The organism is Fictibacillus macauensis ZFHKF-1 (genome assembly GCF_000269865.1).
Classification (GTDB): Bacteria; Bacillota; Bacilli; order Bacillales; family Fictibacillaceae; genus Fictibacillus_C; species Fictibacillus_C macauensis.
The window spans coordinates 270083-291026 of the sequence record NZ_AKKV01000024.1; the positions used below are offsets into that span (position 1 = coordinate 270083).

The window sequence follows — 20944 nt, forward strand, 5'->3', positions numbered from 1 at the left end:
TTACATTAATGACCACTCAAGAAAATTGAAGAAAACTGAAAGAAATTGAACGGACGTGAATGGGAGTTAATGAGATTACTCACTAACGTCTTTGCCAGCATTGCAAAAAGAACAAAGTGTTTGAAGGTTGTTATAAGCGTTTATAACTTCTGGTGGCATACATTCCTTATATCCTTTATAAACAGAAACGATATGATCGACTTGAAGATTATCCTCACTGCCACACCGTACACATTTATAGTTATCACTTTCAAAGACACAATTCCGTACCTCTTGTTTTTTTATGAAGTTACTGGAAATGTTTCGATAGTAATTCTTGAATGCTTGCTCACCCTTATTCTTTGCTCTCGCAAAGTTCCTAGTCATTCGCTTAAATTGCATAACCTTTTTTCACTTCCTTCTGATAGCACCTCGTACACGTTTGAATGTATCGCGTTTCATCCCCATCATATCCGCCCAATCAATAGACTCTGGTTTCTTCTTTTTACGTTTCTTCTCTTTACGATCAGCACGCTTCATTGTTCTCACCATCTTCTTTGAATGGCATAAAAAAAGGCACTCATTAAATGAGCACCTTCAAAGGGTAGTTGAATTTACATACAACACAACAACCAGGTAGCCATAACCTCGATTGTTGATAGTACAAATATAACAGGGTTAAAACCAAATGAATGAAAAGCCTGTGAAAATATTCCTAAAAAATTAAGAAAAGATTTTATAGCGGGAATTAAACATTGTTCTTTTCGCCGAACCATCTATCCATCGCAGCTGCACTGATAATCCAGTCCTTGCGCTTCTTTTCTGGCGCTTGAAAGAACTTGATAAGACCTTCATCAATTAGCTTTTGCGTGAGTTCTCTTTGCGATATGATGGATGGTTTAAGTTTGTTTTTGAGTGTATCTACAGGCACACCCCAACGGTATGCAGCTTCTATAATCGTCATGTATTGATCAATTGTTTTCTTCTTCATATTCATTCCCCTTTTTAAAAGAAGATTAGCCACCAGTCACCCAGTGGCCATAATCTTTACGCTTGTTGTACTTCGTATTGATTCCAGTCGCACATTTCTGATTCGTCTTCAATCTCTTCCCAGTTGTCCTTTACGTCCCAAGTAACCAGGTACTCATTGCCTTCAACATCCTCGCCAGTTGCTTTGTAATGTGGACGTTGACCAGATACTCCATCGATATACGGATCTTGCACCAATGTGATTTCTTTACCTTTATAAGTTACTGACATTTGAAATTCCTCCTAATTTTTATTGGTCTAAGATTGGCTTAAAATATTTTTCTTCTGCTTCTTTTCGTGCGGCAACGGCATCCTCTAGCTTTTCGTAATGCCCTAAATTAATACGATCACCTTTGAAACAGATATACGCCCGCCACTTATTTCTTGGTTTGTACCAACACACACCTTTATGGCCACTCTTATTACCGGCATGTAATTTGGATGTTAAAGCACTTTTTCGAGTGCCATCTATCTGATCGGATGCAATATGTTCTTTTACCTTTTTATCTCGTCCAGTACGTTGCTTGCACCCGCAGCTCTTTTGTTGACCAGACCTTAATGCGCCACTGGATACATAGGCAAGGTTACCGCAACTGCACTTACATTCCCACAACTTAGTGTTGTACTGATTTGTTTTATCGCTGAGTTTAATGACCGTTAAATCATGAAAGCTCTGACCTGTTAAATCAATGCGTTGTGCCAAGCTATCCTCCCCTTAGTTAAACATAGCCGCGATGCGATCACGTTGCTCTGTGCGAGTGTACTCACCATTTTCGATGATAAGGAAGTATCTTCTTTTGCCATCGTATAGCTCGTAAGCTCCATCATTTACCCAAAATACTTTATCGTCATATTGGTCAAACTCATCAGGCGTTAAAAACTTGCGGTCAAGTACAAATTTAGGATGTTTACCAACGATTTGAGCAACCCATGTTCTACATTTACGGCTGTCACCAGTAATTTCGATGGAGACTTTTCGTGATACTTTTTTGCTTTCTGCCCACGCCATGGCAAGTGCTTGAGCGAAGTATTCTTTTACTTTGCCACCGAATTTGTTTACTGCTTCCTTAGCGATTGCCCAAGCTCTTACCATAACGTTTTTCATTTTTATTTCCTCCTTGTTTGTTTCGATTTGATACTCTTAGTATAACCCACTTAGGTTATAAATACAACCTACTTAGGTTATTTTCTTTTCGTCATTTATCGACAAACAAAAAAGAGGACTGCAATAGCCCTCTCGTTCTTTAGTAGTGGTATAGTTAGTTGAGTCTTAAATAAATCAATATACAAATACCAGTCATGTCCTTTATGTGTAAAAAATCCGTCGCTCCCTTCCTTAGGTACTTTAAATCACTTCTAAGTGCTTCTGAATCCACCTCAAAACAAACGTTACATTGTACATGATCTATTAACTCTTCGATGCATTCAAAACATTCTTTCGAGCCCCCTATAGCAACTTCAAATTTATCAGTCATTCTCCATCCTCCCTCATTTTCTTCAACGTGCTTTGTCATCCTTTATCCTCCCTTTCATACCCATATTGTCCCCGATTGAGCAGTAACCCAATTTTTCTCACTTGTAATTGTACATTGTTCGAGCTTATCGAAATACACTTTTCTAAATTCAATTCGTGTGTATCCATGTGTAATTGATTTTACTAAAAAATAATCATCTTTTATTTCTATAATGACACCACTAAACGTTTCAGAATCCCACCTGCAAATTACACCATATCCAACTTGCAGCTCTTCTCTCATCCTTCACCCTCCTTATAATTATCTTTCTTTCTTCCAATCAATCGGATGCTTTTTATTTATAACATCTTCAAGCACGCTCAAGCCATAACGCATAGTCTCATCTTTATTTGTAAAAACATAATACTCTCTCGAATCAATAAGTACATCCGCACGCGAATGATTTCGTTTTATTGTGAAGTAATACATTTCCTTTTCAGTACTGCTACGAAATGTTTCGACAGCCCATCTTTTTTTAACTTCTTTATTTATACTTATACCCTTCGGCAAATATATCTCATCTTGTTTCATCATTAATCCTCCAATTCCATGCCAACAGGTCCATATGGACAGTTTGCAGACACTACAGGGAAATGTACTCCATTCACAACAAACGAGCCTATCGAATAATAATATCCGCAGTTCCCTGCATCTGCACTCATTTCAGCTAATGCGATTGGGTTCTGATTATGATACAAGGTCACTCTGACTTCATTCACAAACTCATCATTTCCATGTGGAATATTTACTTGCTCGCCAATCTCCACGTTGGTGATTACTGCATCTAATTTCACATTACTAAATTTGCCGTCTGCCGAAGCACAACAATCATTTTCACTTTCTTCCAGCGTAACGATTGTCCCGTCATCTAGTACAAGTTTATTTTCATTCCATTCTAAAATTCGTTTATATAGTAGGTGCTTTTCTAAATCCTTTGGATTACCGTAATTTATTTTCATTCTTCATCCCCCCAGATTTTCATTTTTTTACCCCACCATTATTACGGAATACATTCTGCAGCTGGTACACATGGCCATCTACTTCAATAACGGTCGCTATGCCCTTTTTCATTTTCAGCACCGTTACTTTTTGCTTGTACACGCCGTTTTTTACTTTCATCCTTCATCCTCCTTTGTGATTGTAGCAGCGGAAATGTTTTTCCGTAGCATCCTTGCCAAAACATCTTCCATATCATCGACCAATACTTCTTTTATAAATACCCCTCTCTGCAATGGCAATTCATCGACAGTTATAGGGTACCGAATGTCCATTTCTAATGATCTAGCTAGTCTAGAAATTTGCATAGCTCTACGTTCATCAAAGCAAACAATATAAAGACCACGCTCATGTGCAATTTTTATAAGTTCAGTTGTTTTTCCAGATCCTCTATCTCCATATATTAGTTTCATCCTTCATCCCCCTAACAATTTATTCTCCCAATCTCTCCCGTACTTCTCGTACAGTTTCTTAGTTAATTGCCTGTAATCCCTTTGGTACATTTCCTTCTCTTTCTTCTCATAACTTATCTGACGGTTTAAAGCATCAACCGCAATAGGGTTTCCGCTTTTGTATTGTTTATTAACTTCTCTGGACAACGATCTAACTAATGAGTTTTTTAATATTTCTTCATCCACATGCAGCTCTTGTTTCTTTGCTTTCTTCACACATATCCCACCAATGTAAACACCTATATGTTTCGGGATGTCATCTTTAACAATTTCGTATAGTTCTTTTGTCAAAACAAAGTAATTTAAATGTCCCACAAATGTTTTCTTTGCCTTGCTATAAAAATCACTCTTTGACACTTTTATTTCATAGCAACGCCATACACCTTTAGTGTCATAAGTCATATAGTCAACTCGTTCACTCCCAAACCACCCTATTGTTACCTCGAAGCACCCGAATGTACCTTGTTTGTGTGTAGCTAACCATATTTGCCTTTCTAAAAGAGTGGTTGTTTCTGTTTTAGCAATGACTCATCACCTTCCTTTGGACCTGTTTATAAAAAGAGGACTCCCCACCGGAAAGCCCTCATTCAGTTAAATGTTGTATTCCTTTTTTAACTTTTCCACTCGGTCCTTTACTTTGCCAACTAGTGCCTTTTCCTCTCGAATCTCCTTATCGGTTGCAGTCGGACGTTGTAAGTAATAAATCAATGCATGCTTGATGATTTGTAAGGACTTGTACTCTGTCATTGGCCGTCATCCTTTCCTGTTTTTAATGATGCCAAGTTAAGGTTTAACGCCAACCGATAAAAAGCTTTCCAGCGGATCTTTGCGTATGTCACATGACTGATCGGTGGCTGGAACTTATGACAGTACACGTTCATGTCTGTGAGGTATTCTGCTTCTGAGCACATGTACCGTTCTTCGATAAGGAACCTTTCCATCTTTGGTAACCGGTTGACTGCCCGCTCCACTCTATCAACAAAGTTAGTCCGTAACTGTTGCTCATTGACGTTGTAGGTAGCAATATCACCTGTCTGATCACTGGTTTGATTAGTTGGGCCATGATAACGCACCTCACTGCTTGCTGTAATGGCTGCTTCCCGTTCTTCAAACAAAACAAATTTATATAGCCTGTATCTTTCGAGGGCAGATTCGACCGCACGTTGCGTCGCCCTTCTATCTAGTTCTGGAAGTTCAAAACTCATTTGCATCCCCCTCATCGACATGCTGTTATTGCCCTTCGAAAAATGGTTTAGTCCAAGGCTCTACATTCACCACTTCTTCTTTCAGCCGTTCAGCGAACTGACTAATCTCATGCTGTGCACCACTACCAGGCTTACGCTTGCTGTAAAAGTTGAGTAAGGCCGTTAGGTTTGCGCTCATAACCAGGTTGCACGCTGCGGCATTAGGAAGCACTGCCCTGGCATCTTCTGCTGGTATGCCTAGTTCTCGCAATTTGTCATAGGTTTTTTGAGCGTGTGCCATTGATTCCAGGAACAGCAAATCTGCTTTTGATTCAAAGTAAAGTGCGTCGGTTGATTCTCCGTCCACCTCGATTTTAATTCCATTTTTTTTCACGCTGTCAGGTACAACAAATTTAAAACCGCCGCTTTTATCACCACTACCGAATTTCGTGTATCTCTGGCTCTGCACCGAAAAACTAAACCCTACTCTATGCCTGGTTAACTGCGCCAGTAACGACCGACTCACACCAGATATAACGAAGTGGAAATCAATATGTTCGAGCGTACTCGTGTGTTTTGATTTGACGATGTGCCTTATTAAGCGATCTGCTTCACTGCCAGTGCCGCCATCTGTTGCCACTTGACCAAAATACTTTTCACCTTCAATTTCGAACAGCTCGGCAGGCTTATTACTGCTGTAACAAGTACGGATAGCGGTTAATGCTACCGCTTGTCCGTCTGTTACGCCCCATTGTGATACCTTGTCCTTAAACGCTTGTGTGAGCTGCGTGTGAGCCATCAACATTACGTCCATTCAACGTGTCCCCCATTTTGTCTCGCTCTGAATTGTTTCAAAAGCTTCCTTTGCAGCATCATCATGTTCAGCTAGTTTTTGCATGACCACCATCAGATAATTGATGGTGGTTTCTTGCCGAATTACTTTATCTCTCAGACCAGTAATGTAAACCGATTGGTCAAAGTTTTCTTGCATGGCATGTTCAGCAAGCTGCGCGCCTGTCCAATGATCTGGATTAAAAGGATTTTCATATTTTTCAGCAGCCTTCATTAACTGCGCAATCTTGATTTCTTCTCTAAACTTGTCCACTGACTGATAAAACGTGTTGTCTAGTTGTCTTAAAAATGAATAGTTGTTCTTCAAAACTTGTTACCCCCTGCATTAATGGTTTATTTACAAGTGAACCTTGAGCGCACCGACCAAAGAGTTATACTTGATTTCTAGTTTTTGAAAAGCATCGTTTGCTAAAGTTAGACTACCTTTGTACTTTTCAATTTCGCCGATCAATTGCGCATTTTCGGCATACATCTTTTTATTAAATTCAGTGGCAATGGCAGACTGTCTTAAACTTTCATTTTCCTGTTGCAATACCGCCACTTTCGCTTGAGCCTGCTCTAATTCATTTTGGAGACGTTTGACTTCATCAGATGGTTTACTTTCAATCGTTTCTGTTGTTCCTACAGGCGGAAGAATTGTTGCAGATCCGTTGCTAAAATTGGCCATCAATTCTTTTAGTTCTTTTTTTACTTCTTCTTTTTTCTCTGGAGAAGATGAAGCGGCACTCACTTCTTTTTTGATGACAGGCTTACCTCTTTCCCCAATAAGCCCCCATTGTTTTTTCAAATTATAAAGTCTGTTGTTATCGATACCTAAGTGGGATAGTGACTCCTTATCTGTCATGCCTTTTTCCTTACAAGCCAGATACTCTTCTCTTTTGACCATTTTAATGGTTCCCCCTTTTCGATATTGCTCCAATTCTTCTGGAGATAATTGATAAGTAACCACTTCACTGTTTGCTTTTACATCACTGGATCCAAAGCGCGGTGCACCTAACTGCCGCTTGGGTATATTCATACCGATTGAGCCCCCATATAACCAAGCTGTTTGAGTTTTTCGCGCAACTCGTTATACCAAGCTTTATCATTCATTTCCACTGCTTGCCGCTGCAGTTCCAGATAATGAGGTATGTCTCGATGAATATCATCTTTGCCATGGATCACATAGTATTTGCAGCCGTCCAGTTCCATCAACATATCTGACTTATAATGCAGTGTTTGTTTGTAATTGATAAACTTCCTATGATGACAATCGATAACCCGAACGACATAACCCGAAGACTGGACAGCCATAATTTCAACTTCTTGCCACTGCATAGTGCCATGCATCAAAAACAACCGTTGTCCTACTGGAAGGTCTTTCATCCCCATTGCCCCCTTGTTATCTATTTTGTGGCCATCGCCAATCGATTACTGGTCTTTGATAGGACTTGACTGTGTTCTGCCTTTTCTTCCAAGAGTTTAAAGCCATGTTGACGTTGTTCTCTGCGTATCCGTCCAAATTTTTTCCTGTTTGTTTCGGCATTGCTCTGTACGCTTCCAACTCTTCTGGCGTAAGGTAATATGTTTTAACCTCGTTTATAGGATTTATCCCACTTGCTTGCATGCTGCTCCCACCTTTTCTTTTTAGGACTCCTGCCCTCCTAGATCAAGGAGAGCAGAAGCACATAATTTATTTGTTTTCTTCCGCAAATGCTTCTTCTGTGTCAAAGTCCTCAAATTCGTCATCTTCAATGTCATCCAATGACATCTGATCTGGATTATCTTCCTCTACCTCTGATGGACCGTTATCCTCATAAAAGTCATCCAGTGACATTTGAGACGGTTGGATCATGAGGTTAACGTTTTGCCCCGCAAACTTGTACAGCTCCTGCGCTTTCTTCTCCGAATCTCCTTTAATCGCAAACTTTAAAACTGTCTTTTTAGAGTCGCGTTGGATATTCATAAACTCCGCTGTCACTTCGCCTGCATTACAACCTTTGATGGTAAAGACAACGATGCTACCAGATAAAACAAACACATCATTGCCAGACTGCTCATCCTCATTACCTTTGATTTCAAACTTCAGAACCTCTTTCTTGTCATCCTTTTGCATCATCTTAAAAAACACGTTCATTTCGATTGTCATAGTTAGGCTCCCTTTTTTGTTTTAGTTTTTTTCTTCTTTGGCGCTGGGTTCTTGATTGCTTCAAGCACCTCAATTTGATAGTTTGTTAGGTAGTCCGTTTGTTTGCTTGATAAGCAGCGGGCAATTTCGGCAAGTACATACGCATCTCGCACGTTATCGCTGTTATGCTCAAACCCAAACTTTTTATAGATATGGACAGCAAGCTCGTCCTTTTTCGTGTTACCTTTACCACTGGCAAACTTTTTGAGCTGACTTGGCGCAATCTCAATCCATTTGTGGCCACGTCTAGCAAGTGCCATTCTGATGCCCCAACCAATACCGCCAAGCTGTATGGCTTGTTGCGATGCAAAACCGAATCCCTCGATGCAAATTACATCACCTTTTTGCATGTGATCCATGATGTCATCAATCATTGTAATCATGCGTTTTGGGTCAACCGTACCTACACCAGTAATCTCTTTTTGGCGCAAAACCACGCCACCGTCACTCAATGCCACAAAACCAGTTTTAGTTGATGGGTCAATTCCGATGAAGCGCATCAGTACCCACCATCCTGCCGTTCGTGATTGACCTTGTTCTTCGCAAAGTATGCTTCTTCTACCTCGCCCCAGGTAAAGCCAAGCATTTTTATAAGCCCAATAAAGTAAGACACTAACCCGATATGCACCCTTTCTTTTTCAAATTCAACAATCAATTCGGATGCCAAAACGAACATTTCCGAAAACTGCCTTGTTATTGTTTCTTCTACATATCCCATTTTCCAATCTGTTTTCCTGTACCCCGACTCAATCCCAACCTCCAACATAAAATGCAGTACGTCCACAAGTTCCTCTAATAGCTTTTTCCTTCTCGGTTCTTGGTCTTGGCTCCAAAATTTGAACCCACGCCATTCGTTACTCGCTTCGCCAATCTCGACCATCAAGGCAAGCACTAACTTTTCATATCTGTCTTTGCCCTGATAGTTGATGCGATCACGCAGCGCCTTTTGTGCTTCGTACATTTTAGCGATGTTCATACTCCAACCTCCTACGATAAATTACTTACGCTATACGACTCCGTCCACACCTCATAGCCGTCAAAACTGACTCTAAGGTCGCAACCATGCCAGCTATATTGTTTATTGATTACCACGCCTTGGGCGCCTTCCTTAATCACGTCATCATCACCTGTCCAAAGTACTGGTCCACCGATTTCAAAGCTGTCGTAGATTGCTTTTGCTTTGGCGGTTTGTGACTTTCTAATCTCTTTTACAAAAATCTGTTCACCTTCTGTCTTATCAATACAGATGCCATTAATCGCATAGACACCTTCATCAGTTCTTGTAAACACATCGCCGTTTTCCAATGTAATTTTCATTATTTTTCCCCCTCCCGATCCATACGACCGAAGCTCATTAGTTCGTCTTCTTGTTTAGCCGCAGCCATTAAAGCAAAGAGAAACATGCCAAGCGATGACGCTAAAGGTAAAAGCCATAACAAGTGCCATAAACTCATCATCTAAAGCCCTCCTATAAAATCGCTAATGTGTTGCTACGTAGCGTTAAATACCTCTCAAACCTACTCATTGCATTAATCATGTCGCTACCTTTGGAGTAGTAAGCAAAGCGATTAAATACATGGTCATCAATCATCTGGCCAGTAAGCTTATAATGGATTTTTAACTGCTTGTAGATCTCGTTAGCTGTCATCAAATGCTCACCTCCATTTGGCGGTCTAAGTCTAAAAATTGACCGTATTCTTTTACAAATAGGGCATCCACTGTGCCGACTGGACCGTTACGCTGTTTAGCAATAATGATCTCTACAATGCCTTTCGCATCACTGTTTTTGTTGTAATACTCATCGCGGTATAAAAAGATAATGACATCAGCATCCTGCTCGATACTGCCTGAGTCCCTTAAGTCGGACATCATCGGACGCTTGTCCTGTCTTTGCTCAACGCCCCTTGATAACTGAGACAGCAAGATAACAGGGATGTTAAACGATCTGGCCATGTTTTTGAGCTCTCTTGTCACGCTCCCAATCGCTAAGTCGTGACGATCATGTTTACCGGCTATGGTGATCAGTTGTAGATAATCGATGACAACCAAGTGCGGTTTATCTGGATGCTCTTTCATGGACCTGCGAACCTTTGCTTTTATATCAAATACCGTTTGTCCAGGCTCATCATGAATGTTAATGTGATACTTACTGTACTGACTCACCGCATGAGAAAAGCTTTCATGGTCGCGCTCTGTAAAGCTCTTGTTTGGGTTACGCCACTTTGAGCCGTCTATACGCCCGATAGATGAGAGCATTCGGTGTGTTAATGACTTATCACCCATTTCTAACGAAAAGATGTCAGTTACACCCTTGCGGTGCGCGTTGTGTACCGATTTACCTAAAGCAAAAGCCGTTTTACCCATTGATGGTCGAGCGGCTAAGATGATTAAGTCTCCGTTTTGCCACCCGCCTGTCATGTCGTTTAGATCCTTGAGTCCAGTGTTAATGCCTGTAATGTCACCTTTTGGCGTGTTAATGTCCTCATAGATTTCAAAGAGCACATCATTTTTCGAGCGTTGCTTGTTGATACCTACTTCCTGCAGTTCTGATAAGTCGTTGTATACTTCAACAATCTTTTCTTCTGTAGGTGAGTTAACCAAGCTTGCAGCTAGTTCTCTGGCACGCCTTAAGCGGTACGACTCCAAGACCATTTTTTCGTACATCTCGAAGTTTTCTGTACTCGCAACGGCATCCGTTAACTGTGAGAGGTAGGTCACGCCACCGACTTGCTCAATGGCGCTCCCTAGCTCTGTGACCACTGTTACCATGTCCACAACTTTGCCAGCTTGATCTAGCTCCCGCATGGCTCTAAAAATTTGAACGTGACTCACTCGTCCGAAATGTTCTGGAGACATGCGGCACTCTTGTATTAACTCTGGTTCATATAAAATACTGCCAAGCACCGCTTGTTCCGATTCGATGTTAACAAGTCCGTCCATTCGCTTTCTGCTCCTTTAACCTAGCAAACATTGCTTTTATATCTGGCGCCAAAAAATCCTCTGCTGTCTTAAAATCGCCACTCTGTTTTTGTGCTGCCACTTCCTGCTCCCACTGCTTCATCTTTCCAAGATGCCTGTTTTCCGCTTTATCAAAAACCGATATATCCGCGATGGCTGGCATGTAGCCACTCTTAGCAATGTGGTGCATGAGTCGTTGCAGTACAGGCTCATAGGGCATTTTAATGAGTTGCTTCAACCAAATTTCAATGCGCTTTTCTCCTAACGATCCTGTTAAGTCAAACCTTGGATAAGCAGCTGCCACTTGTTCGATGATGCTTAACGCTTCTTTTTCGGTCATTACTCAACACCTCGCTTATCTGCAAATCGCTTCAAAGCATCAATACTGTTTTCTTGCTTTGGTGCTGTTGGTAAAGCTATGTCTCTCGGATTCTTGTAACCTTCTTTACGCCAACCGTTCAGTTTTTTATAGATAAACTTCCACGTGCGACCATTTCCTCTGGCTGCATCTTTAATCGCTTCTTGGACCATTTCAAGCGGGTTATCAAAACCAAATGCTTCAAAAACATCGTCCAGATCCTCGCGCAAAGTATGGTTAACCTTGTCCTCAGTGATAATCTTGTTAGCCAGCAACAAATCGATGACGTTATCGCCTTTTGGCGGTTCTTCTTTTTTTGGTGCCACTGGCTTTTTAGGTGGCTTGTCAGCCCTTAATTGCGCATTATTTGGGTTAATATCTGGATCAATGACATCGCGATTGATGTCCACCAACTTAATGCGTATCTTGCTGTTGCCTATGTGATGACTTGGTTTAATCAGTAAGTATTCTTTTATGACAACAACCTCTTTACGTCGTGCGGTTGCTTCTATATAACGTTCCTGTACGCCCTTGGATGTTAATATCTCTTGCTCTTCATAAAGTTTTTTGTCGAAGAGATCCCAATTGATGCAATCGTCAAGTATGTTGGTCATGATGGTGTAATCAACGCCCACTCTGCGGGAAAAGAGCAGTTGTTCTTTTTCGCCCCATTCGTAGTAATAGCCGTTCTTGTATATCTTCATTAACAACTTGACGATGACCGAAAACCCGACAAGACCATGCTTTGCTTCGATGAGTGCAATCTTGTCATCCTGGTCCATGTCTACATCAAGAGGGAAGTATTCCAGCCCTTCTTTTTTGGGCCTTGCCATAAAACTAGCCCCCTTTAAAAAGTTTCTAAAACCCTTAAACTGCCTGTCTCACGATGCACAATGTGAAACTCTTTCGGAAATACTTTTATAACCAACCAGTTACGTGTATTTAAGCCCCGTAACTGCATATTTTCTTTTTGAGCACGTGATGGTTTTTTACCATGTTTCATTTGCCATCCTCCTTTAGCGACCATTTATAAAAACGTTAGCGATTATAAAGCAAACTGACACGATCAAAACAGAAAGTAGCAATGTCATTCCGTTTCTGCCTTTCGTGACCACTTGCCTTTTGTAAGTCTTTCGCCTACAAGCGAAGTACCTCGCCATTCACCCCTAGATGAAACCTTTAATTGTAAGTCACCCTCAAATAGGCGATACTCACTGATGACGTTTCCCATGTGGCTCAAAACCGTTTCCCCTTCGCCTAGCAACTTGATTGCTTCGTACGGCTCAATAAAGTCGTATTCTGGTTGTTTTTTGACGATACGCCATTTTGTATTTAGATCCGATTTGTCCAAATAACCATACGGATTTTTCGATTCGATACCCTTGAATTCAAAAACGCTATCATTCCAATACGCTTTAATCGACCAGTCACTAGATATCGCTTCCTCATCTTCCTTCAAGTGGTCAATCACTTGCCCAATCGTTACCCATTCCGGTTCTTTTGGTGTTACGATTGTGAAGTATCTCTCGTTGTAAGCAACGCTACGAAACATCACTTCCCAATGGTTATGACCAACATAGTTTTTAAGAGTATGAATTTTGCTACGCCCTTCTATAATCACTTTGTCCCCCACCTTGTACGGCGTTTCTAGTTCAACTTGGTCAAGGCGTTCATAATCGCGTCCGCCGTCATTTGTTGCATAGGTGAATGTTTTACTTTTGCCGTCTAGCTTTAGAACCTCTACAACGTAACTAGACCTATTAAAATTGGTGCCATCCTTCTTTTTCACAATGCTCCCAACCTCAACCTTGCTCATTCGCCCTCATCCCTTCTCTCGCATAACGCGAATCCGTTTTTCACACCCTTAACGATGTAATGCGGATACCGCTGCATATACTCTTTAACAGCTTGTACAATCTCGGCTTTAGTGGAGCACTCCCGCCATATACGCTTTGGCAGGAGCACCCGATAAGGCACCATTACTCAACTTCGTCAAAGTCGATGTCCAGCACATCGCTCTCTGGTGCTTGTTGTGATTGCAGATCAATGAGTTTTGCTAAGCCCGCAACTTCTTGGAGAGAAAGGTCTTTAGCGTTTTTGTTAAACTTTTCAGCGATGAGAGACTTGAGGTCATCCTTGCCCCATGATGCTGTTTTTTCTTTAATGACCTGCCATTGAGCCTTAAGCTGCTCTTCTTCGGACACCAATTCGCCTTCTTCTACTTGGATGGACTGTGGTGTGATGTCGCGGCGTTCTTGGCGTTGCGGTTGATAATCTTCTTGTGTATTGCCCATGACGCTATCATCAGCATCGATACCAAACTGAAGCTTTAGAGCACGCTTGAGCGTATGTTTTTTAAACATGTCGTTAAAGTAGGTGTTCCACTGGCTACCTTGTTTTTTCTTGAAGTGCTCGACCTCTTCTGTTTCGATGATAACCACCTTATCTGGGCTACCTTCTTTACGAGCGACTGCATAAGCAGCTACCACTTTCCCACGCGGGAATTTAACCGAATGCTTCGTTACTTTTAACTCTTGAGAGTCTTGGTCAATCTCCACTTCAAACTCATCATTTTCGTGCACCAGCTGCGTTGTTACGCCTTTAAAATCTTCACGCTTTTGAGCCAGATGCAGGATACCTTCAACAGCAACTTGGATGCTCATTTGATTGCCGTACTTGATAAAGTAAATGTGGTTTTTAAAAGGGTTTAAGCCATTGTTCGAACAGATCTGGATGAAAAGAGCAAACTCTTCATTTGATGCATTGACAGCGTAAGTATTTTTGATTGTTGCAAGTTCCGTCTCCGAAAAGAATCCAGTAAGTGCTTGCGTGTTAATAGGTGCTAATTGATTTTTTGCCATTGTAAGTTCCCCCTAATTTTTATAGTTCTTGTGAACCTTCGTTATCCGCAATCATCATGGCGCAGTTAGCGATCATGGTACAGTATCGCGTGATTGCAAACTTGTCTTTATCACGTTTGTTAAGCTCTGAAATTAAGAATCCACTTACTTCTTCCAGAACTCCAAGTTCTTTGTTCTCGATTGAAAACATCTTCGGAAATTGGTGCTCCATCAATAACGAGAAATCATGTATCATTTTGCGTGGTGCTGGCATTGGAGGTAATTGCTGAACAAAGTTAGCAACACCGCCGTCCAGGTTATAAACATCGATACAATCTCTGTATGCGCCCATTCTTAAAGCAAGAAGGCTTTCGTCACTGCTTCTATAACTTTCTAAACGTGGTGACTCTTCAAAAGCTTTTCTTGCTTCTTCTACAAAATCCAAGTGCCGTTTTGTAATTTGAACAGTCATTACTTAACACTCTCCTTTTCTGCTTTTATAGCAAGCTCTTGGTCTGCTACTCTCGCAACAATTAACTGCCCTGTTGGCTTTGGAAAGCGCAAAATGCTTTCGGCGTTATCTACAAAGCATGGAGCAATTAACTCCGACTTACTGCTTAACACCTCAACCAGTTCCAAGCCTGCTCTAATCCGTTCGGCGGTGCTCAACTTACCAAAAGGCTTGCCGTCCATTTCAATTTCAAAGATGACACGTTGCCCGCCGTTCTTTAGGTCTTCGAACAGCCGTACTGATATGGTCGTAAACAGTTCATCCATTTTCTTCATCATTAACTCTGTCCGTTTCGCATGAAACTCTTTGATGGCATCCACAATCTTTAATGACTGATTGCGCTCTGATCGGATGGATTGTTGGTCCTGCTCTGCTTCTGTTACCGCACTTTCTAACTCTTTGAGCCTGTCTGTTTCTTTTGATTTATACACAAGCTCGAATATCTTTTGGTCATACTCATGCAGCTTGTCACGAGCGGACAAATCAGCATCCGGCATGAGTACCAATCGATCACGTAAAGCAATAAACTTTTCTTGTAACGCTTTGCCTTGTTCTGCTTCGGCTCTGGCGCGGTCTGCTCTATGTTGCTTCACCTTTTGGACAGATTCTTCATCTAAAGGCTGTCCGCATGTTGTGCAGTTTTCTTTAATCACTTCGCCTTTAATTTGTTTAAAGCGTGCTTGTATGGCCTTGATGTCATTGCGCATACTTTCAAACTGAGACATTAGCTTCGTTTTTTCTTGATGCTGTTGCACCGCATCCGCTGTTGAGTCTTCCAGTGCCTTACGTTCGCCCTTTAACTGCTCAATTTCTTCCATTAACTTTTCTTTGACGATGTTAGCAGCAAGCTCTTTTTGCTTTTCCAACTGCTCTCTGAGCGTTAAGACACGTTCACTGGCACGATCATATTTCTTATCGTTTTTCTTATAAATATCACGATGCTGGTCTTCTAAATTATCGAGCGATTCCTTTTTGAGCGGTTCTTCTAACGCCGCTGCATCTTGCTTGCCCATCACTGCCAATACTTCTTTGTTCATTGGCTCGCTCACATAACTAAGGAGCTGTTCGCGCTGATCCTGCCACTTCTGCGAAGAAAAGTATGTTGGGTTAAACAGTGACAAGAATAGGTTTTTATCAAACAATGATTCTACAAACTCGTTATAAGGCGTTGCTTTCTTAGGTACTTCATTGATGTAAAATTTCGCTTTGCCCTTTTCTAGCACTCGTCCTAGCAATGTTTTCTGTCCATCAATGTTGAACAACAATTCAACCTTTGTTTCCTCAACCTCTCTATCGATTGGCGTTGGATTAAGCGTAGACCCTAGTGCATCGACACCGTATAAAAGCCATGTGATGCTATCCCCAATGGATGACTTACCTGCACCATTACTACCAAGCACCGTCGTTACATCGCCGAATGCGATGTTTAAAGATTGATGGTTTTTGAAGTTGGTAAGAACCAACTGTTCAAATGTTAGTTTCAAAGTTTTTTTCCTCCCTAGTTTGAATAATTGGGACAAGACCGCATATACTAGGTGTACATGGATTAGTCCAAGTGTTTAATCGCTTTGGCAGAAGCAATTAAACAGGCTTATTTGGCTAGTTCTGCATACGCAATATCTTGGATGAAGAGTTCTGCGCATTCTCCGCTTCGGTGCATGACATCGTTTCGGACGCGCCAGATCTCTTCATTCTTGTAAATCTCACCGCCACACCCTGCGCAGTAATACAGCTCCTCTTCTTCCTGCGGGTCTTTGATGCCATAGCCGTTTGGCTCAACCGTTTGATTTTCAACCTCTTCTCTCACTTTGTTCTCACCTCCTTAAAATGGGCACTCAATAGCGACTCCCTCTGGTTGGTTCATGATGTGTAGATATTCACCACCCAAGAAATCAAACAGCTCATACCCTCTACCTAATTCCTTTAACAAGCCAATCACTTGCTCTTTTAATGCAGCTGGTACATCCACGCATCCGTTTTCTTCAAGCTCTATTTTGATGCGCTCCATGTTTTCAAAAACCGCAACTTGTTGCCCATGATAATTAACGATTTTCATTTTTGTTTGCCCTCCATTTGTTCAGCCGTCATTTTGCATGCTTCCCACCAGGTTACTGGCAACCCGATTGCGATAAAGCTACCGATCAACAGCAGACAGTAATTTGATAACGTCATACCATCACCTTCGGGCCATTCTTCTTTTGGAAACGTGCCAGTGAGTGTTGCACCCACTTTGCTAAGTTCCAATAACTATCAGCCACATCTGCTTTGTTTGTTTCAAGCGCGTTGTATGCGTATTTGTTAAGAGCACGCATGATGTATTTAAACTCCATACCGTCAATCGGTTGACTTGTTAAAACTTTTTCAGCTGCGATGTTGAATAATCTAAGATGATACCCACCTAGCTCCATTTGATATGATGCAACAGCTGTCTCAATCATTTGGCGATCACTTGGCATTAATGGCAAGGTACCTTTCATGTTCGTTTATCCCCTCTCAGTTTTTTAAAGAAGTGCCATTTCTTTTTTAAGCCGGTTATTGATGTACACTTGACCTTTTGGCGTGACGCGTGTTGTTAACCAAGTAAAGGAGCCTTTATCGTTTTCCTTTACACCCTGCGCAACCTCGAAGTATCCGCGGTCAATGTATTCTTGGTATGGCTCATTCTTATCTTTAAAAATTAACTTCCACTCACGAAGCTTTTGATACAAGCGGCGCTCTCCGATATTGATACCTTGTTTTGATAACAACTTGGCAAGCTCTCGGATAAGTAGTGCTTTTTCCGATGCCATACACACTTCAGCAAAACTGACTAATGGTTGTTGCTTCTGTACAGTTAGTTCTGCTTGTGCTCTTTTGGCTTGTTCTGCTTTTAACTGCTGTGCAAGTTGGATAATGGTATCCGGATTACTTAGCACCTCTTCAATCTTTTGCGGTGTCATGTAGGCTCCATGCTTGCGGATCGATGGGAGCACTTCTTGTTTGACCCATTTTTTAAACTGCTTTGCTTCTCGTTTGCGACTGGCGAAGATGAGTTCGTAAAGTCCTGATTCATTGACTATATTGGTGTTTCCTTGACGACCTAAGTTCAACTTAGCCCGTTCTTCTTCATCAAGTCTCTGTAAAACCATCGTCGGATTTGACAGTTCTAAAATTGTGCATACATCCTTTGCAACAAACCAAGGCTCACCGTTTTGCAAAACCGTTCTGACTTGATGACCAGAATACTCAAACACCTTTTGAAGTTGATCCATGTTTATCCCCTTTCTTCTCATAGAAAGCTTTTGCATGTTTCATGAAGAGCTGTAACTGCTCAAACGTTTTTGTTTCGAAGTAAGCTCTCAACAGCTGTTTCATAATCCATCCCCTCACGCATCATTCGATTTATCTCCTTGGAGATCTTAATCAAACTTGGTAGTAAAGTCTCAATTAAAAACTTGGATTGTTTTTTGTTAAGGACTATTTTCCCCATAGTAACCTCCTTGTTGACTTATAAAACTTGTTCTAAAAAGCCACAAACCCTTAAAAAAAATCCCTTAACGATACATTCAACTCATCCGCAATTCGAGCCATCAAAGCAAAACTCGGCGATGTGGTTCCGTTTACTACCTTGGATAAATGGGAGCGATCAATGCCCAAACGTTTTGCTAATTCAGTTTGAGTCACACCTTTTTCCTTCATAATCACCTTTAGTTTTTCACCATCCAACACCAATTTCACCTCCTTAAAATTAATTGTCGTTATTTTGTGGTTTTTAGCGCCACAACCCTTGCAAATAGAATATATCACCTTGTTGCAATGTATGCAACATATTTTTTCAAAAAATGAGATTTTGTTGCAACACATGCCATGATTTACTCATTTCGTTATGTTGAAAATTCGCATATAATACAAGGTAGTGTTAAAGAGGGAGGAACTGGTTATGGAAAGAATAGGACGAAAGGTTCGTGAATTGCGGATATCTAGGGGATACACGTTAAGGAAAGTAGGAGAAAGTGTCGATATGGATTATAGTTATTTGTCAAAAGTCGAAAACGGGAAGGTTAATCCTTCGTTAGAACTTTTGCAAACATTAGCTGATTTTTACAATGTCGATATTTCTTACTTTTTTATAGAAATGCCCGATGAATTACGAGAGCTCGGAGTAGAGTATGTAACATTAAGTAAAAAGGCAAAAGAAAAGAATATAGATCCAGAAGTATTAGACAGAGTTATTGACTTACCACAAAGCACAATTCTTCAAATAATAAATATTTTGGAAGATGTTAGGGGGAAAAATGACGAATAATGTCGTTTGCTGTTGATTCCTGCTGAAATTAACCACAATACTGAACCCACAAAATTGTTATATAATAGAAATGTTTAAGAAAATCGAACTAGCGTTCTTATTAACCAACAGCATTGGGGGAAATTGTCGTGAAGAAGATTGTGTACGTGGAAAATATGCCCGAAGGAATTGATGAAATTGTAACGGATACTCTAATCATTAAGAGGGCAAAAAAGAAGGAGTAGAACAGCATGAAAGCAGCCCTTTATCCAAGGGTGTCCACAGAAGAACAATCAAAAGAAGGATACTCATTAAACGCACAACTCGAAAAGATGAGAGCGTATTGTTTTTCTCAAGGTTGGACCATCTATAAAGAGTATACAGAAGAAGGAAAGTCAGCAAAAAATATGGAGCGTCCACAACTTCAAAGTTTGTTAAAGGACATGGATAAATTCGACGTAGTTATCGTTTATAAGTTGGACAGGTTATCTCGTAATGTTTCAGACATTAATACACTTTTGAACACCTTCGAAAAAAACAAAGTCGCTTTTAAAAGCGTGACAGAACCGTATGATACGACTACGGCCCAAGGGAAGCTTCTTATTAATATCTTTGCTTCACTAGCCCAATTTGAACGTGAACAGTTAGCTGAAAGAACGCATATGGGAATGAACCGAAAACATGAGGAAGGCTTACGCAATGGCGGTCGTGCTCCATTCGGCTATCAATTTGATGCAGATCGCAAGCTCATTATTAATGAGCAAGAAGCTGTTTGGGTACGGTACATGTTTGATTCGTTTGAAGTACGAGGTAAGAACGCTATAGCAAAACAACTGAACGAAAAAGGAGTTAGAACACGTACTGGCGCTCTCTGGAATAAAGCAGCGGTTGATTATGTGGTTACAAATCCCGTTTACTGCGGTATGTTGCGTTGGAATTATCGCACTAAACGCGGGAACAGAACGTATGAGGAAGTTGTTGTTCCCGGAGATCATGAGCCGATTGTAAGTAAAGAAGTATACGAGAAGATAAAAGCAACACGTAAAAACAGACGGCACTCAGGCTTTAAAGGTCATGCCATTTATCCCTTTACTGGTATTCTGAAATGTGCAAGATGTGGTAATAATCTAATTGGAGCCAAACGTAAACGATCTGATGGCAGCTTATACCGTTTCTACAAATGCACTGGCAGATTTACTTATGGTATTTGTGATATGCCTGTAATCGCTGAGGATACGATTGAACAGGAATTTGTGAATGACCTATCTATAGAAGATGTTCCGGTTGATCTGCCAGAAGAAGAGAAACAAGAAACAGCAGAAATTGAAAAAGAGTTGAAGCGGATCCGCAACCGTATGGAAGTTTGGAAAGAAATGCGTGCAGATGGAGATTTAACAAAACAAGAATTTAGAACGAAGATGGATGCAGAACAAGAAAAAGAGACTGCGCTTATCCAGTCTCTCGAAGATACAAGAACATCTATTGATCCTGTACGCATAAAAATGGTTATTGAAACTTTAAAGAGATTCTGGCCCATTACTCCACTAGAAGAAAAAAAAGCTTCTGTTAAAGGTCTCTTTAAAAGTATAACAATAGAATGCATTAAGTCTCATACAGGCGGCGCTGGGGAGCGCGCAGTTATCGAATTAACCGATAAAGAATACGCCTTTATATGAGGCTTTTCTTTTTGGGCAAAAAAATAGCAACGGCTGTCCAGACCGTCACTACTTTACCTATGGTGATTTTCATTAACAAATACCTGTGCATTTATAATAACAAGATTAGCATGTTTTGTACATCCAATTCGCGGTTTCTTAATGGTCATACTAGCGACCCCGAA

At 40.9% G+C, this 20944-nt stretch carries 40 protein-coding genes; 2 read left to right on the forward strand and 38 right to left on the reverse strand.

Annotated features, from left to right (window positions below; all coding sequences use genetic code 11):
* Window positions 1-75 precede the first annotated feature (75 nt).
* The 38 genes from A374_RS21450 to A374_RS20810 all read right to left on the reverse strand — a co-directional run bounded on the left by A374_RS21450 (window position 76) and on the right by A374_RS20810 (window position 18548).
* Window positions 76-381, reverse strand: a complete 306-nt coding sequence (locus A374_RS21450) for an HNH endonuclease (RefSeq protein ID WP_007201854.1) — start codon at window positions 379-381, stop codon at window positions 76-78.
* Window positions 382-727: 346 nt separating this feature from the next.
* The gene (locus tag A374_RS08780) at window positions 728-970 is read right to left on the reverse strand and encodes a helix-turn-helix domain-containing protein (protein WP_007201855.1); all 243 of its coding nucleotides are present in this window, start codon (window positions 968-970) and stop codon (window positions 728-730) included.
* A 56-nt stretch (window positions 971-1026) separates the two neighbouring features.
* Window positions 1027-1239 (reverse strand): hypothetical protein, encoded by a 213-nt coding sequence (locus A374_RS08785; RefSeq protein ID WP_007201856.1) that lies wholly within the window; start codon window positions 1237-1239, stop codon window positions 1027-1029.
* Window positions 1240-1258: 19 nt separating this feature from the next.
* A complete protein-coding gene (locus tag A374_RS08790; RefSeq protein WP_007201857.1) occupies window positions 1259-1711 on the reverse strand; it encodes an AP2 domain-containing protein in 453 nt (150 codons plus the stop codon).
* Window positions 1712-1723: 12 nt separating this feature from the next.
* Window positions 1724-2113 (reverse strand): hypothetical protein, encoded by a 390-nt coding sequence (locus A374_RS08795; protein ID WP_007201858.1) that lies wholly within the window; start codon window positions 2111-2113, stop codon window positions 1724-1726.
* A gap of 154 nt (window positions 2114-2267) precedes the next feature.
* On the reverse strand, window positions 2268-2522 hold the full coding sequence (locus A374_RS08800) for a hypothetical protein (RefSeq protein ID WP_007201859.1): 255 nt from the start codon (window positions 2520-2522) through the stop codon (window positions 2268-2270).
* Between the two features lie 15 nt (window positions 2523-2537).
* A complete protein-coding gene (locus A374_RS08805; RefSeq protein WP_007201860.1) occupies window positions 2538-2765 on the reverse strand; it encodes a hypothetical protein in 228 nt (75 codons plus the stop codon).
* 18 nt (window positions 2766-2783) lie between these two features.
* A complete protein-coding gene (locus A374_RS08810; protein ID WP_007201861.1) occupies window positions 2784-3053 on the reverse strand; it encodes a hypothetical protein in 270 nt (89 codons plus the stop codon).
* A gap of 2 nt (window positions 3054-3055) precedes the next feature.
* Window positions 3056-3481 (reverse strand): DUF7448 domain-containing protein, encoded by a 426-nt coding sequence (locus A374_RS08815; RefSeq protein WP_007201862.1) that lies wholly within the window; start codon window positions 3479-3481, stop codon window positions 3056-3058.
* Window positions 3482-3500: 19 nt separating this feature from the next.
* Entirely contained in the window at window positions 3501-3641 is a 141-nt protein-coding gene (locus tag A374_RS20575) for a hypothetical protein (protein WP_156793179.1), read from the reverse strand.
* Window positions 3638-3931: a hypothetical protein gene (locus A374_RS08820; RefSeq protein WP_007201863.1), complete on the reverse strand. Its 294-nt coding sequence runs from the start codon at window positions 3929-3931 to the stop codon at window positions 3638-3640. Before A374_RS08820 ends, A374_RS20575 begins: the two co-directional genes overlap by 4 nt.
* Before the next feature lie 3 nt (window positions 3932-3934).
* Window positions 3935-4372: a hypothetical protein gene (locus A374_RS08825; protein WP_007201864.1), complete on the reverse strand. Its 438-nt coding sequence runs from the start codon at window positions 4370-4372 to the stop codon at window positions 3935-3937.
* A 189-nt stretch (window positions 4373-4561) separates the two neighbouring features.
* Window positions 4562-4717 (reverse strand): hypothetical protein, encoded by a 156-nt coding sequence (locus tag A374_RS20580; RefSeq protein ID WP_156793180.1) that lies wholly within the window; start codon window positions 4715-4717, stop codon window positions 4562-4564.
* Entirely contained in the window at window positions 4714-5175 is a 462-nt protein-coding gene (locus A374_RS08830) for an ArpU family phage packaging/lysis transcriptional regulator (protein ID WP_007201865.1), read from the reverse strand. The genes A374_RS20580 and A374_RS08830 overlap by 4 nt, the downstream gene beginning before the upstream one ends.
* 25 nt (window positions 5176-5200) lie before the next feature.
* Window positions 5201-5968 (reverse strand): FAD-dependent thymidylate synthase, encoded by a 768-nt coding sequence (gene thyX / locus A374_RS08835; RefSeq protein WP_007201866.1) that lies wholly within the window; start codon window positions 5966-5968, stop codon window positions 5201-5203.
* Window positions 5969-6313: a hypothetical protein gene (locus A374_RS19515; RefSeq protein ID WP_007201867.1), complete on the reverse strand. Its 345-nt coding sequence runs from the start codon at window positions 6311-6313 to the stop codon at window positions 5969-5971.
* Window positions 6314-6343: 30 nt separating this feature from the next.
* Entirely contained in the window at window positions 6344-7024 is a 681-nt protein-coding gene (locus A374_RS08845) for a hypothetical protein (protein ID WP_007201868.1), read from the reverse strand.
* A complete protein-coding gene (locus A374_RS08850; RefSeq protein ID WP_007201869.1) occupies window positions 7021-7371 on the reverse strand; it encodes a hypothetical protein in 351 nt (116 codons plus the stop codon). Before A374_RS08850 ends, A374_RS08845 begins: the two co-directional genes overlap by 4 nt.
* Window positions 7372-7678: 307 nt before the next feature.
* Window positions 7679-8134 carry a hypothetical protein gene (locus tag A374_RS08860; protein WP_007201871.1) on the reverse strand — a complete coding sequence of 152 codons (456 nt, stop codon included), beginning with the start codon at window positions 8132-8134 and terminating at the stop codon, window positions 7679-7681.
* A 2-nt stretch (window positions 8135-8136) separates the two neighbouring features.
* A complete protein-coding gene (locus tag A374_RS08865) occupies window positions 8137-8673 on the reverse strand; it encodes a RuvC family protein (protein ID WP_007201872.1) in 537 nt (178 codons plus the stop codon).
* The gene (locus tag A374_RS08870; RefSeq protein ID WP_007201873.1) at window positions 8673-9149 is read right to left on the reverse strand and encodes a dUTP diphosphatase; all 477 of its coding nucleotides are present in this window, start codon (window positions 9147-9149) and stop codon (window positions 8673-8675) included. Before A374_RS08870 ends, A374_RS08865 begins: the two co-directional genes overlap by 1 nt.
* A gap of 11 nt (window positions 9150-9160) precedes the next feature.
* Window positions 9161-9490 carry a hypothetical protein gene (locus A374_RS08875; RefSeq protein WP_007201874.1) on the reverse strand — a complete coding sequence of 110 codons (330 nt, stop codon included), beginning with the start codon at window positions 9488-9490 and terminating at the stop codon, window positions 9161-9163.
* Window positions 9490-9630 carry a hypothetical protein gene (locus A374_RS20585; protein WP_156793181.1) on the reverse strand — a complete coding sequence of 47 codons (141 nt, stop codon included), beginning with the start codon at window positions 9628-9630 and terminating at the stop codon, window positions 9490-9492. The genes A374_RS08875 and A374_RS20585 overlap by 1 nt, the downstream gene beginning before the upstream one ends.
* Window positions 9631-9641: 11 nt before the next feature.
* Entirely contained in the window at window positions 9642-9821 is a 180-nt protein-coding gene (locus A374_RS08880; protein ID WP_040340441.1) for a hypothetical protein, read from the reverse strand.
* Window positions 9821-11113: a replicative DNA helicase gene (gene dnaB, locus A374_RS08885; protein WP_007201875.1), complete on the reverse strand. Its 1293-nt coding sequence runs from the start codon at window positions 11111-11113 to the stop codon at window positions 9821-9823. Before dnaB ends, A374_RS08880 begins: the two co-directional genes overlap by 1 nt.
* Window positions 11097-11471: a replicative helicase loader/inhibitor gene (locus A374_RS08890; protein ID WP_007201876.1), complete on the reverse strand. Its 375-nt coding sequence runs from the start codon at window positions 11469-11471 to the stop codon at window positions 11097-11099. The genes dnaB and A374_RS08890 overlap by 17 nt, the downstream gene beginning before the upstream one ends.
* Entirely contained in the window at window positions 11471-12322 is an 852-nt protein-coding gene (locus A374_RS19520; RefSeq protein ID WP_007201877.1) for a Lin1244/Lin1753 domain-containing protein, read from the reverse strand. Before A374_RS19520 ends, A374_RS08890 begins: the two co-directional genes overlap by 1 nt.
* Before the next feature lie 14 nt (window positions 12323-12336).
* Window positions 12337-12492, reverse strand: a complete 156-nt coding sequence (locus A374_RS20905; protein ID WP_007201878.1) for a DUF6906 family protein — start codon at window positions 12490-12492, stop codon at window positions 12337-12339.
* Between the two features lie 84 nt (window positions 12493-12576).
* Window positions 12577-13305 (reverse strand): hypothetical protein, encoded by a 729-nt coding sequence (locus A374_RS08900; protein ID WP_007201879.1) that lies wholly within the window; start codon window positions 13303-13305, stop codon window positions 12577-12579.
* Window positions 13306-13468: 163 nt separating this feature from the next.
* The gene (locus tag A374_RS08905) at window positions 13469-14350 is read right to left on the reverse strand and encodes a RecT family recombinase (protein ID WP_007201881.1); all 882 of its coding nucleotides are present in this window, start codon (window positions 14348-14350) and stop codon (window positions 13469-13471) included.
* Between the two features lie 19 nt (window positions 14351-14369).
* Complete coding sequence (locus tag A374_RS08910) at window positions 14370-14801, reverse strand: hypothetical protein (RefSeq protein ID WP_007201882.1); 432 nt, start codon at window positions 14799-14801, stop codon at window positions 14370-14372.
* Window positions 14801-16324, reverse strand: coding sequence for an AAA family ATPase (locus A374_RS19960; protein ID WP_007201883.1), 1524 nt, complete (start codon window positions 16322-16324; stop codon window positions 14801-14803). Before A374_RS19960 ends, A374_RS08910 begins: the two co-directional genes overlap by 1 nt.
* A 107-nt stretch (window positions 16325-16431) precedes the next feature.
* A complete protein-coding gene (locus A374_RS08920; RefSeq protein WP_007201884.1) occupies window positions 16432-16647 on the reverse strand; it encodes a hypothetical protein in 216 nt (71 codons plus the stop codon).
* A 15-nt stretch (window positions 16648-16662) separates the two neighbouring features.
* Window positions 16663-16896 carry a hypothetical protein gene (locus A374_RS08925; RefSeq protein WP_007201885.1) on the reverse strand — a complete coding sequence of 78 codons (234 nt, stop codon included), beginning with the start codon at window positions 16894-16896 and terminating at the stop codon, window positions 16663-16665.
* 112 nt (window positions 16897-17008) lie between these two features.
* Window positions 17009-17317: a hypothetical protein gene (locus A374_RS08930; protein ID WP_007201886.1), complete on the reverse strand. Its 309-nt coding sequence runs from the start codon at window positions 17315-17317 to the stop codon at window positions 17009-17011.
* Between the two features lie 24 nt (window positions 17318-17341).
* On the reverse strand, window positions 17342-18091 hold the full coding sequence (locus A374_RS08935; protein ID WP_007201887.1) for a phage repressor protein/antirepressor Ant: 750 nt from the start codon (window positions 18089-18091) through the stop codon (window positions 17342-17344).
* 59 nt (window positions 18092-18150) lie between these two features.
* Entirely contained in the window at window positions 18151-18309 is a 159-nt protein-coding gene (locus A374_RS20590) for a hypothetical protein (protein WP_156793183.1), read from the reverse strand.
* A gap of 50 nt (window positions 18310-18359) precedes the next feature.
* Complete coding sequence (locus A374_RS20810) at window positions 18360-18548, reverse strand: helix-turn-helix domain-containing protein (RefSeq protein ID WP_007201888.1); 189 nt, start codon at window positions 18546-18548, stop codon at window positions 18360-18362.
* Window positions 18549-18759: 211 nt separating this feature from the next.
* Here A374_RS20810 and A374_RS19530 point away from each other — a divergent pair, with 211 nt between their 5' ends.
* Both A374_RS19530 and A374_RS08950 read left to right on the forward strand, forming a co-directional pair.
* A complete protein-coding gene (locus tag A374_RS19530; protein WP_007201889.1) occupies window positions 18760-19125 on the forward strand; it encodes a helix-turn-helix domain-containing protein in 366 nt (121 codons plus the stop codon).
* Between the two features lie 230 nt (window positions 19126-19355).
* On the forward strand, window positions 19356-20780 hold the full coding sequence (locus A374_RS08950; protein ID WP_007201890.1) for a recombinase family protein: 1425 nt from the start codon (window positions 19356-19358) through the stop codon (window positions 20778-20780).
* Window positions 20781-20944 lie beyond the last annotated feature (164 nt).